Raw genomic sequence first — 14,606 nt, 5'->3', positions numbered from 1 at the left:
GAGCCATGCTCGACTTTGTGGAAAGCAGCCGAGCATGGGCTCGGCTCTACAAAGGGCGCAGCCGAGCATGGGCTCGGCTCTACAAAGGGCGCAGCCGAGCATGGCTCGGCTCTACGGAAAGCAGAAAGGTACAGCCGGCCAGCGGCCGGCCCTACCCGGAGGGCGCACGCCTGCGTGCTAGCCTTGCGGCGATGAAGATTCTCGCCATCTCCGGCAGCGTGCGAAGGCAATCCACCAACACCGCGCTGCTGCGGGCGCTGCAGGCCTTCGCACCGACGGGCATGGCGCTGGAGGTCTACACCGGCATTGGCGATCTGCCCGTGTTCTCGCCCGATCTCGAAGGCGCCGATGAGCCGGGCAGCGTCACCGGCTTCAAGGCGACGGTCGCGCAGAGCGACGGCGTGCTGGTGTGCAGCCGGAATACGTGCGCGGCATTCCCGGCGGGCTGAAGAACGCCCTTGACTGGCTGGTCTCCGGCGACCAGATCGTGGGCCGGCCGATTGCGCTGGTACACGCCTCGCATGTTGGCGAGGACATGCTGCAGGCGCTGCGCGCGGTGCTGTCGACGGTGAGTTCGGCGCTCAGTGCCGATCTGTTCCTGCGCGTGCCGGTGCTGGGGCTGGAGCCGCAGCAGGTGGCGGATGTGCTGCGGTCGGAATCGCATCGTGAGAAAGCCCAAGCGTTTCTGCACGGGTTTGCGAAGTACTGCCGTTCGTCTTCGTAGCGTCGAGCCATGCTCGTCTGCGTGGAAAGCAGTCGAGCATGGCTCGACTCTACAAAAAGGAGTTGAGCATGGCTCGACTCTACAAAAAGGAGTTGAGCATGGCTCGACTCTACAAAAAAGCAACGCCGGCCAGCGGCCGGCGTTGCCGGGTTGCCGTTACAGCGCGGGATTCAGCGTGTAGGTGCCGTGCAGCGTGGCCTCAGCCAGCACGTGGCCGTGCATGGCGCGGTAGGCATCGGCGGCGGTGAAGCGCTGCGGCAGGTCCAACGTCGCCACGTCCAGCGCGAACACGCGGAAGAAGTAGCGGTGCACGCGCTCGTCGTTGAACGGCGGGTACGGGCCGTCGTAGCCGAGGTAATCACCAGCCATGTCCGGGTTGCCGGCAAACCAGCCGGTGAAGTCGTTCACGCCCTGGCGGCTGCCCGCCGGGCCGGCCGGTGCCGTCTTGCCCTTGGCAACGAAGCCATCGCTGCAGCTGCCGGCGGCGATCTCATGCACCGACGCCGGAATATCGGCCATCACCCAGTGCACGAAATCGCAACGCGGCTGGTCGCGCGGCACGGTCATGTCACTGCGGCCGACCGTGTCGGGCACGGTCGGCACGTCCGGATCCACGCACACCAGCAGGAACGCGCGGGTGCCATCGGGCACGCCGTTCCACGCCAGGTGCGGGTTGCGGTTCGGGGCGAAACCAGTGGCATCACCGGCCGCGAATTCGCGGTCGATCGGGGCGCCGGCGGTGATGCTGTTGCTGCTCAGCTGCATGGGGGGGCTCCTTACGCTTCGGGATAGCCCAGTCGCACCGCGACCGGGGTCAACAGATCGAACGCTGCACTCATCACATCGGTGTAGCGGCGCCAGTGGCCGGCCGGGAAACGCGGCGGGCCGATGCGCTCGGCCGGCGGGATCGAGGTGTTGAACAGCTCCTGCAGCATGTCGGCAACCACGCGCGGGTCATCGCCCACGTCGTCCATGCGCATCAGCATGTGCGGGTAGAGGTCCTGCTCGTGCAGCGTCGCCACCTGGGCCATCGAACGCGCCAGCCACTCGGCCACTTCGGCCACGTTGTTGACCGCGAACGGTGCCGGCGCGCCGTAGGCGATCCAGTCCAGCAGCATGTCGCGCGGGTCGCGCAGCACCACCAGCAGGCGGCCCTGCGGCAGGTGCGGGCGCAGCGACCACAGCAGGGCGTTGTCCCACCACAGCAGCCAGTCGATGACGGTGTCGTTCTGCACGCCGCGCTGGCGCAGCGTGTCGCGCCAGCCGCTCACCAGGCCCTCGGGGCTGAGGTCACCGGAAGCGAGCTTCTGCAGGGTGAAGTAGTTCTGGAAGGCGTCATCCGGCGGGGTCGGCGCGAAGCGGTCGCTGCGCATCACCGGGCTCGCGCCGGCGAAGGTGACCGCCACGCGTTCAACGCCCGAGCCCGGTGCGCCCCACAGGAAGATCGGTGCGGAGGCAGCGCTTTCGGCATCGACCTCGCCCAGGTCGGGCCAGCTCGGCGGTGCTTTGGCCTGCGGCGGCAGCGGCAGGCGCTCCGCGTTCTGCTCGGCATGCAGCTCCAGCCAGGTGCGCAGCGCTTCGCGCGGCTGGCCGGCCTGGTCCTGCACCTCGCCCAGCCAGGTGCGCAGCTCGCGGCGGCGGGTCTCGGGCACCGCGTCGACCAGGCCCTGCACGTGGGCAACGGCGGCGGCCGGGTCACGCGCCAGCAGCGCGCCGACCAGGCGGGTCTCGCCACTGATGCGGCCCGGTTCCAGCGCGACGATGCGGGCCGCCAGGGCCTCCACGGCGTCGGCTTCGCCGGCCGCTTCATGCAGGCGCAGGCGGGCTTCCAGGGCCGGGACGAATTCGGGCATGGCCTCGATCCAGCGATCAGCCACGGCAATCGCGCCCGGGCTGCCGAAGCCTTCCGGCGCCAGGCGTGCCAGCCACAGGTGCGGCAGCTGCGGCTGCTCGGCCAGCACTTCGTCCAGGTCCGCGCGGGCTTCTTCCTCGCGGCCCAGGCGCTGCCAGCAGGCCAGCAGCAGCTCGACCACGCGGCGGTCGCCCGGGTTGGCCTTCAGCATCGGCCGCAGCTGCTCCAGCGCCTGCATCGGCTGGTCGGCCTGCAGGGCGATTTCAGCACCGAGGCGCTGCAGCGCCGGCGCATCCAGGCCCGGCACCTGCAGCGCCTGCTGCAGCTGCTGGTGGGCGGCCTCGACGTTGCCCTGGCGCAGCGCCAGCTGCACCACCAGACCGTGCAGGCTGGTCATCTTCGGGTTGATGTCGAGCACGCGGCGGAAGGCCTGCTCGGCAAAGGCCAGCATGTCCTTGGCCTGGTAGGCCGACCCCAGGGCGTACAGCACGCGCGGGTCGTTGGGCATCTGCCGGGCAGCTTCGGACAGCAGCTGCAGCGCGCGGTCGGCGTCATCGCGGTACAGGGCCACCATGCCCTGCAGCGCCAGCACTTCCGGATGCTCCGGCTGCAGCTTGGCGGCCAGCGTGGCCTGGCGTGCGGCGGTGTCGATGTCGTTGCGGCCGATCGCCAGATGGGCCTGCATCAGGTACGCCTCGAAGGCGTTGGGATTGAGGTCGGTGGTGCGCAGCAGTGCTTCGTCGGCGCCCTCGAACTGGTGCAGGGCCAGCAGCAGGCCGGCCTGCTGCAGGTGCAGCTGTGCATCGTCCGGGGCCAGCAGCAGCGCCTGCTGCAGGGGCGCCTGCGCGGCTTCGGGCTGGCCCTGCTGCTGCAGCGCAAGCGCCAGCCAGCGGTGGGCCTGGGCCTGGCCGGGTTCATCGTGCACCCACGCCTGTGCCAGCTGCACGGCCTGTGCGGTGTCGTTCTGGCGCAGGGCCTGGAGAATCTGGTCTTGCATGGCAGTCCGGTTCAATGGCAAACCCGCATTGTAGCGGGCTGCGCGCCGGCGCCGGTTCAGCCCGCCAGCACCCGCTGCAGGCGCTGGGCCACCCAGCGTTCGGAGAAGCCGTCGCCGCGCCAGTTTTCCAGGAACCCGCAGTGGCCGCCCCAGCAGGCGGTTTCCAGCCGCGCGTGCTGCGGCAGCTGCCAGTCGCGGAAGGTGGCATAGGGAATGACCGGATCATCCTGGGCCATCAGGATGTCGGCCGGCACCTGCAGGGTGGACAGGCGGTCGCCGGCAATCGAGTAACCATCGAAGTAGGCCTGCAGCGTGCCGAAATCGGTATGGCGCTCGACCAGCCAGGTGGTCAGCGCGCGGATGTCCAGCTTCAGTACGCGGTCGTCGCAGTCGCTCAGTTCCGGGAACAGGTCGCGCTTGCGGCGCAGCGAGCCGGCCCACTTGCGGCGGAAGTACCAGTCGTACATCGCCGGGCCGCTCTGGATGCTGTCCATGGTCAGCGCCGGATCCAGCACCGGGCACACCGAGGCCACCCGCTGCAGCGGCACGCCGGCCGCGGGGGCACGCAGGGCCAGGCGCAGCACGAAGTTGCCGCCCAGCGAATAACCGGCGGCCACCAGCGGCAGGTCCGGCCAGCGTCGCGCGATGTCACCGGTCGCCTGCACCACTTCGTCGATGCGGTTGGAGTGGAAGATGCCGGGATTGAGGTGGTGGGTGTTGCCGTGGTCGCGGAAGTTCAGCCGCACGACGTCGAAGCCCTGGTCGATCATGCGCGCGGCCGCCATGCGCATGTAGCTGGATTCGGCGCTGCCCTCCCAGCCATGCAGCAGCAGGGCCATGCCCTTCGGCTCGCGGCCTTCGACGTAGCTGTGCCAGCCCTGCAGGCGCACGCCGTCGCCACCATCGAGTATCAGTTCTTCGCTGACCGCACCGGTGGCGGCCAGCAGCAGCAGGCCACGCTGCAGGCGCATGCGGCTGGAGCTGAGCATGGACTGCAGGTGCGGATTGCGCAGCCAGCGCGGCGGCTGGTAGTCAGCAGCATGCAGCGTCGGCGTACCGGCGTCCAGCAACGGTGGCGGGATCAGTGCCACCGCACGCTCACTGCCGGCCCATCGCCGCCACGATGCGCGCGCGCGAGGTTTCCGCGATGCGTCGACGGCCTTCCAGGTCCTGTGCACCGATCGGTGCCAGGAAGTGCACTTCCGCACGTCGCGCCGGCTCACCGAGCAGGCGCAGGAAATTGGCGAAGAAACTCTCGCCCGGGCCGAAGGCCACGATGGTCTGGGCATCGCCATGGGCGCCGTAGACCAGGGCCACCGGCTGCACCGGCACGCCGGTTTCAACCGCGGCCTGGAAGATGCGCGCATGGAACGGGCCCACTTCGTGGCCGCCCCGGGTACGCCCTTCCGGGAACACGCCTACCGCCTTGCCATCGCGCAGGCGGTCGGCCATCACCTGCATCACCCCACCGAGCGACTCGGTGTTGCCACGCTGGTGGAAGATGGTCTGCCCGCGCGCGGCCAGCCAGCCCACCACCGGCCAGCTGGCGATCTCGCGCTTGGCGACGAAGCCCATCATGCGCTGGCTGTGCAGGATGGAGATATCCACCCAGCTGACGTGGTTGGCGACGAACAGCACCGCGCCCGGCAGCGCAGAACCGATCTGCACCAGGCGGAAGCCGAAGATCCACATCAGGCCGCCCTGCCACCAGTTGACGACCTTGGCGCCGAAGGTGGCATCGCCCACGCGCAGTTCGCCCCACGGCGGAAGCATGCCGATGAGGATCAACGGCAGGAACACGAGGATGTGGACCAACAGCAGCGGTACGCGGTACAGGTAACGGCACACACGCGCCACGCCGCCACGGGGGGCCGGAGTGGGGGAAGTCATCCGCGCACGATACCGGAGGGCCGCAGCCGCTGCCAGCCGATTCTGGCCATAAGTCCTATTGACCGCGGCCATGGGCGGGAACACGGTGTCCTGTTGGCGAGGCTGTTGCGGCCGGCGGGCCCCGCTTGCGTTGGCATTTTGTGGAGTCGAGCCATGCTCGACCGCTCTTGGCGCCACATCAACAGCCGTCGAGCATGGCTCGACACTACAGGGTCGCGGCCGGCCGCCATTGCCCGCAATGGGCCGGTACCAGCTGCAGGTCGCTGACCTGGCGCTGGGTGTGCTGCAGCCGCTGCAGAGTCTGCCGGTAGGTGCCGGTGTGGCCAAGCAGGCCGGTGACCAGCCGCGGTGGCGGCACGCCATCGGTGATGGCGGCGCTGGACCAGGCGGCGTCGGCCACCAGGAACACCGGGCGGCCATCGGCCCCTTCAAAGAGCAGCCCGTGCTGGCCCACCGCATGGCCGGGCAGCGGCACCGCCAGCAGGCTGCGGTCGCCCAGCACGTCGCGGCCACGGCCGAAGGCATCGAAGGGATGCGGCAGGTCCACCTCCGGCAGGCTTTCCAGCCAGCCCATGCGCGGCGCCGCATCGCGGGTCAACGCGGGCAGCAGGCCCACGCTGAGCGCACGCAGGCGCCCGCGCGCGGCCTGGTCCTGCCACGCGGCGCGCGAACACAGCAGCGGCACGTCGGGGAAATCGAGCACGCCACCCACATGGTCACCGTGCAGGTGCGACAGCACCACCAGGCCGACGTCGGCCGCGCCGATGCCACGCTGCTGCAGCTGCGCGCGCACGCTCTGGCCCGGGCCCAGGTGCACCGGCGTGACCCAGCGGTACAGGCGCTCGGGAAGGCGCGCGGTGGCCTGCAGGAAGGCGTCCGAATAACCGGTGTCGAACAGGATGAGGCCGCGCTGCGGATGCCGCAGCAACGCCACCAACGCCGGGAATTCGCAGCGATGCCAGCTGGCCCCCTGGCGCACGGCGCGCTGCGGATGCACGCAGTGACCGGCCTCGATCAGTTCCCACTCAAGCCGTACCATCGCTGCCCCCGTGCTGCTTCCAGTGCGTGGCGAAGGCCTGCAGCGCGGCCTGCACGCCGGTGCGCGGGTCGTAGCCAAGGTCGCGCCGCGCCGCGCTGATGTCCAAGGTCTGCGAGTAGCCCAGCACGCCCACGCCATAGCGGGTCAGGCGCGGCTCGGGGCGGCCCGGGCGCAGGTTGGCCAGGGTTTCGGCCACACTGGCCGCGGCCAACGCCAACGTTCGCGGCACCGGCCGCAGGCGCACCTGCAGGTCCATCGCTTCGAACAGGCCGTTGACCAGCGCATGCACGTGCAGCGGGGTGCCGGCGCTGATGTTGTAGGCCCGCCCGCTGCAGCGCGCGTCCGCCTGCAGCGCCAGTCTCACCGCCTGCATTGCATCGTCGACGGGAGTGACATCGATGAGCGCGCGGCCGCCGTGGATCAGCGGGAAACGGCCGCTGGCCGCCACCGCCAGCAGGCGGGGCAGGATCGCGCGGTCGCCGGGCCCGAACACCGCACGCGGGCGCAGCACCACGGTGTGCAGCCCCTGGCGCGCGGCAGCGGCCACGGCCAGTTCCGATTCCCATTTGCTGCGGGCGTAGTCGGTGATCCAGCGCCGTGGCGGCTGGAAGCGTTCATCCAGACCGTACTGGTCGGCGAAGCGGAAATAGATGCTGGGCGAACCCAGGTGGACGAGGCGGGCAACACCGGCCGCCTGCGCGGCCTGCAGCAGGCGCGTGGTGGCCAGCACGTTCGCCCGCTGGAATGCAGCCGCCGTTCCCCAGGGTTGCGACATCGCCGCGCAGTGCACCACCGCATCGCAGTCCTGCAGCAGCGGCGCCAGGGCATCCTCGGCAAGATCGGCAGCAATCACTTCGATACCGTGCGCCGCCAGCGCCCGCAGCCGAAGCACATCGCGCCCGCTGCCGCGCACCTGCCAGCCCTGCGCCGCCAGCGCGAGTGCGACATGTTGGCCGATGAAGCCGCTGGCGCCGGTGACCAGGACCCTGGCCATCAGTAGCGCAGCACCGCGCCGCCCAGCGCCAGGCCGGCGCCTGTACCGATCAGCAGGGCCTGGCCGCCGCGCGGCAGGCGGCCGTCGATCAGGGCCTGGTGCAGGGCCATCGGCAGCGACGCCGCCAGCTGGTTGCCGTGCTCGCGCAGGATGCGCACCAGCCGCTGCGGCGGCAGGCCCAGCACCCGCTGCAGATGATCCAGCGCCTGCCCGCTGGCCTGGTGCGGCACGATCACATCGCACGCGGCCAGCGAGGTGCCGGCGCAGTCCAGCAGATCCTGCAGGAAACCGGGCAGGCGCCGCGCCGCTTCGCGGTACAGCGCCTTGCCCTGCATCTGGAAATGATGGGCCGCACGGTAGGCATCGACATCGTCGAACAGGCGCATGCCGGTGCCGCAGGTGGGCACCTGGCACAGTTCGGCACCGTCGCCATAGGTGCGCAGGCGGGTGGCCAGCAACGCCGAGGCCTGACCGTCGCCGGCACGCTCGACCAGCATCGCCACCGCGCCATCGCCGAACAGCGGCGCGGTCAGCGGGTCATCCGGGTCGAGCCCGGCACTGGGAATGTCGCTGCAGACGATCAGCACGCGCCGGTAGCGGCCCAATGCCAGCAGGCTGCCGGCCATTTCCAGCGCCACCACGAAGCCCAGGCAGGTGGCGTTGACGTCGAAGGACGGCACGCCGCTGTCGCCCAGGCCGAGGGCGCGCTGCACCAGCACGGCCTGGCAGGGAATGGCCTGTTCCATCACCCCGCAGGCGGAGATGATGCAGTCGATGTCGGTGATCGCCAGGCCGGCCTGCTGCAGGGCCTGGCGCGCGGCCTGCGCGCCCATCCACGAGGCCCGCTCGTCGGGCGCTGCATGGCCGCGGCTGGCCACGCCGCTGTGCCGTTCGACCCAGCCGTCCGGCTTGTTCCAGCGCTGGTCGAAGTGCTGCGACGGCACCCGCAGGCGCGGCAGGCAGGCACCGCTGGCGATGATCCGCAGCGGCAGTGCGGCGGGAGCAGGCAGCCCGGACATCGGCCTCAGCCGTGGCCTGCAGCCACCACCGCCAGGGTCAGCCGCGAGATGCACACCAGCCGGCCCTGTTCGTCTTCGATGCGGATTTCCCACAGCTGCGTGCTGCGGCCCACGTGCACCGCACGCGCAGTGCCGGTGACGGTGCCGCTGCGCACGGCGCGCACGTGGTTGGCGTTGATCTCAAGGCCTACGCAGACCTGCTTGCCGGTATCCACGCAGAGGTTGCCGGCGCTGCTGCCCAGGGTTTCGGCCAGCACCACCGAGGCGCCGCCGTGCAGGATGCCGTACGGCTGGCGGGTGCGTTCGTCGACCGGCATGGTGGCCTGCAGCCAGTCATCACCGGCGGCGGTGAAGGCGATGCCCAGGGTATCGATGGCCGTGCCACGGCTGAGCGCATTGAGCTGGTCGATGGAAACAGCTTCACGGAACACCTGGGTCATGCAAGCACCTTCAGAGGATGGGGACGAGGCCGGCGCCGAATGCGGTCAGCATGCGCACCAGCAGCCATTTCGGGCCGACGTTCACTTCGGGGAAGTCACCGACGGGCACGTAGCAGCGATGGAAATCCGGGCTCTGCCGCGGCAGCGGCTGCGGGCAGTCCACGCCGGGCTGGAACTCGTAGTCGGTGGCGTAGCGCCACGGCCAGAAATCGAGGATGGGCAGTGCTTCGGACGCCTTGCCCACGCTGTAGTTCAGCCCCGAGAGCACTGGCGGCTTGGCGCGCGGCGCCACCGTCCAGGAATTCTGCGGGTGGGTGTCGCGCAGGATGCTCTGCGCCAGCTGCTCGGCGAACACCGGGTCGTCGATGATGACCGCGCCTTCGGTGTTGTAGTTCTCGCTGCGCGGATCGAAGTTGTGGGTACCTACCACGCCGATGCGGCGATCGACCACCAGCGACTTGGCATGCAGGCCCATGCGCGCGCCCTTGCGGGTGACCGGCAGCGGCTTGTTGACCGCCTTGCTGCCCAGGAACGAGGGACGCGTTTCGGTACGCAGCAGGCGCGTTTCCACTTCACTGCCGGCGGCACGGCGGCGCGCCCGGCTGTTCTCGTAGGCGCTGCCCAGGCGCGGATGCTCCACGGCCGGACGGGTGCCCTGCCCGTCGCTGCCCGCAGTGGCCGGCGTTGACGGTGCATCGTCGTTGCCACCGCCGGCATTGCTGCCAGCCGCGCTGCCGCCGATCAGCGGATTGCGCACGCCCGCGTCGCCCACGGTGCTGCCGCCACTGCCCAGCGGGTCGGGCAGCAGGTTGCGGTAGTCGACCGGCGCATCCAGCGGGAACGGCTTGTATTCGAAGATGTTGAAGCCCAGTTCGCGCATGTTGCGCCGCTTGTACTTGTACGACAGCGCATACACGATCGGGTTGTCGGTGGCCGCCAGGCTGTTGCTGGACACCACCACGCGCGGCGGCTCGGGCCGCTTGCGCAGTTCGCGGAACAGTTTCTGCGCCGGCTTGGACAGCACCAGGTACGGCGTCTGCAGGATCACTTCCTTCTGCGCGCCGGAAATGAGCGCATCCAGCTGCGGCTCGGTGACGTGCTGGCCGGCCAGCGGCGCACTGGCGCGCTCGCGGCGGTGCTTGCGCGGCAGGTCGGCGACGTAGCGCACCGAGTGCACCGGCAGCGCGGTGTCGACGAACGAGCGGGTGATGAAGGCGGTGTCGTTGGCTTCCTCGCTGACCCGTTCCACCCGCTCGGGGCGGCGGAACTGGGCCGGCGGCATGTCCGGGACGCCGGCGTTGAGCAGGGTGCGACCGACATCGTTCAGCCGTTCGGCAGGCACGCTGCGCGGCGCGCGCCAGAACGCATCGAAGTTGGCGGCCATCGCCCGCGCTTCCGGCCCGGCGATCAGCACGTCGCGGTCGCGGAAGTTGTACTCGCGGTCCCAGTCGTAATAATCGTCCTGGTAGTTGCGGCCGCCGACCACGCCGATCGCATCGTCGATGACCAGCAGCTTGTTGTGCATGCGCTGGTTGAACCGGCGGAAGCAGCACAGCACGCTGCCGGCATAGTCGAAGTAGTTCAGCCGGGCCTTGCCGAAGGTCGGGTTGTAGACCCGCAGCTGGAAGTTCTGGTGGGCGCCGGACAGGGCGCCCAGGATCTCCAGGTCGGAGATCGCCGAGAGCTGGTCGATCAGCACCCGCACCTTCACCCCGCGGCGCGAGGCGGCCAGCAGTTCGTCGATGACCAGCCGGGCGCTGTCATCCTTGTCGAAGATGTAGGTCTGCAGGTCGATGCTGCGGGTGGCACTGCGCAGCAGGTTCAGGCGGGCGACCAGGGCGCCCTCGCCTTCGTCGAGCAGGGTGGCGTAGTGCAGCGGCTGCGCTTCGGTCGATTCGCTGAATGCGCGGCCGGCCAGGGATCGCAACGGTGAATCCAGCGCACAGCGATCGGCGCGCTGGCAGTCGACCTGGGTCGACCGGGCCTGCACGGCGATGGCCTGGGCACGGTCGCGCTCGGCGTTGGACAGCGACGCGCAGCCACTGCCCAGCAACACGGTTGCCAGCGCCAGTACACGCAGCAGGAGATTCACGGTTTCGGCGCCTCGCTCAGGCGGGCTCGCAGTACGAAGGTCACTCGGTCACTCAAGGCAAGCTGCCAGCTGTCCATGCCGTACCGGCCTCGTTGCACGGTACCGCGGCTGACGACATCGCAATCATAGCCGGGTCGGGAACATTCCGCCTTCTCCACCCGCAGGGTTTCCGGGTGGCTGACCCCGCGCAGGGTCAGCCGGCCCCGGATGTCGCCGCCGTTGCCGACGGTGTCCGGCCAGTAGGGCAGCGAATCGAACTCGACCGACGGGTAGCGCACGGCATCAAAGAACTCCGGCCCGCGCATCCAGCCGGTGTAGCGGTCCTTGCCCGGGATCTCCACCGAGCGGGTGAACATCTTCAGGTGCACCTGGTGGCGGCCATCGGACAGCACTTCGACGCGCCCCTCGAAGTGCGGGAACAGCCCTTCGATGCGCTGGCCGAAGCGGGTGCGCACCTCGAAGCCGATCCGTGAGCGCTGCGGGTCCATGTGCAGGACGCGCGGCGACTCGGCCGACGCCAGTGCCGACACCGGCGGCAGCGGCGTAGGGGGGGGAGGGGCAGCCCAGGCCGGGCTGCAGACCAGCAGCACCGGCAGCAGGCAGCGGCCGGGCCGTGCCAGGGTCATCGACTCACGGCCACCAGAAGGCGTTCAGGCTGGCCACGCCCGGCTCGATCGCCGCCTCGCGCGGGAACCCGAGCACGGCCACGGCCGCCGGCGGCATGCCCCGGTAGTCGCTGCTGGTGCCTTCGGTCATCAGTGCCACCAGCCTTTCCAGGCCAGGGTTGTGGCCGACGATCAGCACCCGGTCGAGGTCCCGGCGCTCATCCACCAGCGCGGCCAGGGTGCCGGGGGTGGCTTCGTAGATGCGGTCTTCCAGGCGCTTCTCGACGTAGCCGATGGTCGCCAGCACCGCTTCCAGGGTCTCGCGGGTACGCCGCGACGGCGAGCACAGCACGCAGTCCGGCAGCAGGTTGTTTTCCTTCATCCACTTGCCGGCCGCCTCGGCTTCGGCAAGACCCACCGGCGACAACGGCCGATCGAGGTCGGCCTGGCCGGGGGTGGCCGGTTCGGCATGGGCATGGCGCAGCAGGATCAGTTCACGCATCGCGAGGTTCCATGAAAGTGAGGGTGCAGCACAAAGGGTGACGTACGCGTCACAGCTTCAACCAGGCCAGCAGCGGCTCCCAGTCGGCCTGGTGCTCGCGCACCTGGGCCGAGCGGTAATCGAACAGGCTGCGGCCAAGGCCGGTCATCACCACGTAGCTCTGGCTGTCGCGCAGCTGGGCGACCACCGGGTACGGCCATTCGCCCAGCATCTGCAGGGCCTGTTGCGAGGTCTGGGTCCACGGCTTGGTGCGGTTGAGGACCAGGCCCACCGGCAGCCTGCGGCTGTGCACGCGCGGGTTCTGCGCCAGGCTGTTGAGGAAGCCGACGATGGCTTCGATGTCCAGCGCCGAGGGCAGCACCGGCACCACCACGGCATCGGCGGCGTCGAGGAAATGGGGGATATCGTCGGCCAGTGCGCCGGCCGGTGCGTCGATGATGACGGTATCGGTCCCGTCGGGCAGCTTCTGCGCCCACTGCTTCTTGCGGTACACGTCGATGGGCAGGACCGCGCTGTCCAGCCCGGCCCGGCGCTGTGCCCAGCGGGTGCTGGAGCCCTGCGGGTCGGCGTCGGCGATCACCGTGGCCTTGCCCTGCAATGCCGCGTATGCGGCCAGATGGGTGGCGACGGTGGTCTTGCCCACCCCGCCCTTGGAACCGGCCACCAGGATCGTCTTCATGCCAGCCTCGCTTCCGGGTACGTGCCCCGAGCGTACACCGGCGATGGTGACCTTAGGTAGAGACGGCCTGAATCAATCCGCATCGGCTTTGCTATCGTTGCGCTCCCGAAGGATCGAACCGGCATGAGCGAACTGCAGGACCTGAGCGCATTGATCCGCGCAAACACCCCCCTGATCGTCATCGAGACCCAGGACGAGGGTCGCATCGTCGAACTGTTCCGGCAGACGCTGATGCATGTCTGGCGCGCCCTGCACCGCTGGTCGATCACCGAGGGCCTGCGCCGCATCGACCTGGAGCGCGAGGACGATGCGATCGGCCCGCCCGACGCCAGCGCCGCCCTGCAGATGATCCGCCAGGCCGAACAACGCGGCATCTACCTGCTGCTCGATTTCCACCCCTACCTCGGTTACGCCAGCCACCAGCGTGCGCTGCGCGACCTGATCCAGCGCCGCCACAGCCAGCCGCACGTGCTGGTGCTGATCGGCGCCAAGGTCGAACTGCCGCCCGAACTGGAAGCGCTGGCGGTGCGCTTCAACCCGCGCCTGCCCGATGCCAACGCGCTGCTGAAGATGCTGCGCGAGGAGGCCGACGCCTATGCCCGCGAGCATGGCGGCCGCCGGGTGGAAGTGGACAGCGAAGCGGTCAAGAAGATCCTGAAGAACCTGCAGGGCCTGAGCCTGGTCGATGCCCGGCGCATCGCCCGCCAGCTGATCTATGCCGATGGCGCGCTGCGCGACGACGACCTGCCGCAGCTGGCGCGGCTGAAGTTCGAGCTGCTCAACCGCAGCGGCCACCTGTTCTTCGAACATGACAGCGCGCGCTTCGGCGACGTGGCCGGTGCCAACCGGCTGAAGCGCTGGATCAACCAGCGCCGGGTCGCCTTCATCGCCTGCTCGGCCCCGGCCGGCCTGGACCCGCCGCGCGGCATGCTGCTGCTGGGCGTGCAGGGCTGCGGCAAGTCGATGCTGGCCAAGGCCACCGCCGCCGGCTTCAACGTGCCGCTGCTGCGCCTGGACGTGGGCGCGCTGTACAACAAGTACCACGGCGAGACCGAAGCCAACCTGCGCCAGGCCCTGGCCTCGGCCGAGCAGCTGGCCCCGTGCGTGCTGTGGATGGACGAGATCGAGAAGGGCCTGGCCAGCGGTGGTGACGATGGCGGCGTATCGCGCCGCGTGCTGGGCCACCTGCTGACCTGGATGGCCGAGCGCAAGGCGCCGGTGTTCATCGTGGCCACCGCCAACCAGGTGCACGAGCTGCCGGCCGAACTGCTGCGCAAGGGTCGCTTCGACGAGATCTTCTTCGTCGACCTGCCGCCGCCGGACGTGCGGGTGGAGCTGCTGCGGCTGCACCTGGGCCGGCGCCAGCTCAACGCGGATGATTTCGCGCTGCCGGCGCTGGCAGCGGCGGCGAACGGCTTCTCCGGCGCGGAGATCGAGCAGGCGATCGTGGCGGGCTTGTACTCGGCACATGCCGAAGGGCGGCCGCTGGATACCGAGCTGCTGATGACCGAGATCCGCGCGACGCGGCCGCTGTCGGTGCTGATGGCCGAGCAGGTGGCGGCATTGCGCGAGTGGGCGTCGGGGCGGACGGTTTCCGCGGACGACTGAGGGGGTTTTCGGCCAACGGCGGAGCCCCTCGTGGCTGTTGGTTGGTGGAGTCGACTGTTGGTCGACTGGCATTAGGAGTGGGTCGGGCGGGGTGGATTGCGCAGGACACGCCGTAAACCCGTCCTTGGGGGCTCGATGGCGCCATCCATGGCGCCAACGGTCCTG

Annotated in this window: 15 protein-coding genes; 3 read left to right on the top strand and 12 right to left on the bottom strand. The window is 69.7% G+C overall.

Features of this window, described 5'->3' with window-relative positions; translation table 11 throughout:
* The first annotated feature begins 191 nt into the window (after positions 1–191).
* Together DCO49_RS20445 and DCO49_RS20440 are read left to right on the top strand one after the other, a co-directional pair.
* Entirely contained in the window at positions 192–449 is a 258-nt protein-coding gene (locus tag DCO49_RS20445; RefSeq protein ID WP_243402642.1) for an NADPH-dependent FMN reductase, read from the top strand.
* Positions 425–724 carry an NAD(P)H-dependent oxidoreductase gene (locus tag DCO49_RS20440; protein WP_243402641.1) on the top strand — a complete coding sequence of 100 codons (300 nt, stop codon included), beginning with the start codon at positions 425–427 and terminating at the stop codon, positions 722–724. The genes DCO49_RS20445 and DCO49_RS20440 overlap by 25 nt, the downstream gene beginning before the upstream one ends.
* 156 nt (positions 725–880) lie before the next feature.
* Here the strand turns inward: DCO49_RS20440 and DCO49_RS03400 are convergent, their stop codons facing one another.
* The 12 genes from DCO49_RS03400 to DCO49_RS03345 all read right to left on the bottom strand — a co-directional run bounded on the left by DCO49_RS03400 (position 881) and on the right by DCO49_RS03345 (position 12,833).
* On the bottom strand, positions 881–1,489 hold the full coding sequence (locus DCO49_RS03400) for a YbhB/YbcL family Raf kinase inhibitor-like protein (RefSeq protein ID WP_116862817.1): 609 nt from the start codon (positions 1,487–1,489) through the stop codon (positions 881–883).
* A gap of 11 nt (positions 1,490–1,500) precedes the next feature.
* Positions 1,501–3,573 carry a tetratricopeptide repeat protein gene (locus DCO49_RS03395; protein ID WP_116862816.1) on the bottom strand — a complete coding sequence of 691 codons (2,073 nt, stop codon included), beginning with the start codon at positions 3,571–3,573 and terminating at the stop codon, positions 1,501–1,503.
* Positions 3,574–3,629: 56 nt separating this feature from the next.
* Positions 3,630–4,619, bottom strand: a complete 990-nt coding sequence (locus DCO49_RS03390; protein WP_207776454.1) for an alpha/beta fold hydrolase — start codon at positions 4,617–4,619, stop codon at positions 3,630–3,632.
* Positions 4,620–4,671: 52 nt separating this feature from the next.
* On the bottom strand, positions 4,672–5,463 hold the full coding sequence (locus tag DCO49_RS03385) for a lysophospholipid acyltransferase family protein (RefSeq protein ID WP_116862814.1): 792 nt from the start codon (positions 5,461–5,463) through the stop codon (positions 4,672–4,674).
* A gap of 205 nt (positions 5,464–5,668) precedes the next feature.
* Positions 5,669–6,502, bottom strand: a complete 834-nt coding sequence (locus tag DCO49_RS03380; protein ID WP_116862813.1) for an MBL fold metallo-hydrolase — start codon at positions 6,500–6,502, stop codon at positions 5,669–5,671.
* Positions 6,489–7,496 (bottom strand): NAD(P)-dependent oxidoreductase, encoded by a 1,008-nt coding sequence (locus DCO49_RS03375; protein WP_116862812.1) that lies wholly within the window; start codon positions 7,494–7,496, stop codon positions 6,489–6,491. The genes DCO49_RS03380 and DCO49_RS03375 overlap by 14 nt, the downstream gene beginning before the upstream one ends.
* Complete coding sequence (locus tag DCO49_RS03370) at positions 7,496–8,515, bottom strand: 3-oxoacyl-[acyl-carrier-protein] synthase III C-terminal domain-containing protein (RefSeq protein WP_116862811.1); 1,020 nt, start codon at positions 8,513–8,515, stop codon at positions 7,496–7,498. Before DCO49_RS03370 ends, DCO49_RS03375 begins: the two co-directional genes overlap by 1 nt.
* A 5-nt stretch (positions 8,516–8,520) precedes the next feature.
* Positions 8,521–8,955 (bottom strand): hotdog fold thioesterase, encoded by a 435-nt coding sequence (locus tag DCO49_RS03365; protein ID WP_108767261.1) that lies wholly within the window; start codon positions 8,953–8,955, stop codon positions 8,521–8,523.
* A gap of 10 nt (positions 8,956–8,965) precedes the next feature.
* Entirely contained in the window at positions 8,966–11,047 is a 2,082-nt protein-coding gene (locus DCO49_RS03360; RefSeq protein WP_116862810.1) for a phospholipase D family protein, read from the bottom strand.
* Positions 11,044–11,535: a YceI family protein gene (locus DCO49_RS03355; RefSeq protein WP_243402644.1), complete on the bottom strand. Its 492-nt coding sequence runs from the start codon at positions 11,533–11,535 to the stop codon at positions 11,044–11,046. The genes DCO49_RS03360 and DCO49_RS03355 overlap by 4 nt, the downstream gene beginning before the upstream one ends.
* Before the next feature lie 142 nt (positions 11,536–11,677).
* Positions 11,678–12,154 carry a histidine phosphatase family protein gene (locus DCO49_RS03350; RefSeq protein ID WP_079224644.1) on the bottom strand — a complete coding sequence of 159 codons (477 nt, stop codon included), beginning with the start codon at positions 12,152–12,154 and terminating at the stop codon, positions 11,678–11,680.
* 49 nt (positions 12,155–12,203) lie between these two features.
* Positions 12,204–12,833 (bottom strand): ParA family protein, encoded by a 630-nt coding sequence (locus tag DCO49_RS03345; protein ID WP_116862808.1) that lies wholly within the window; start codon positions 12,831–12,833, stop codon positions 12,204–12,206.
* A gap of 123 nt (positions 12,834–12,956) precedes the next feature.
* On the opposite strand from DCO49_RS03345, the gene DCO49_RS03340 reads away from it, so the two are divergent.
* Positions 12,957–14,441 carry an AAA family ATPase gene (locus DCO49_RS03340; protein WP_116862807.1) on the top strand — a complete coding sequence of 495 codons (1,485 nt, stop codon included), beginning with the start codon at positions 12,957–12,959 and terminating at the stop codon, positions 14,439–14,441.
* The last annotated feature ends 165 nt before the right edge of the window (positions 14,442–14,606 follow it).

Source organism: Stenotrophomonas sp. SPM, assembly GCF_003105135.1.
Lineage (GTDB): Bacteria > Pseudomonadota > Gammaproteobacteria > Xanthomonadales > Xanthomonadaceae > Stenotrophomonas.
The sequence above is the reverse complement of the archived record's forward strand: the minus strand, read 5'-3'. Positions and strand labels throughout refer to the sequence as shown.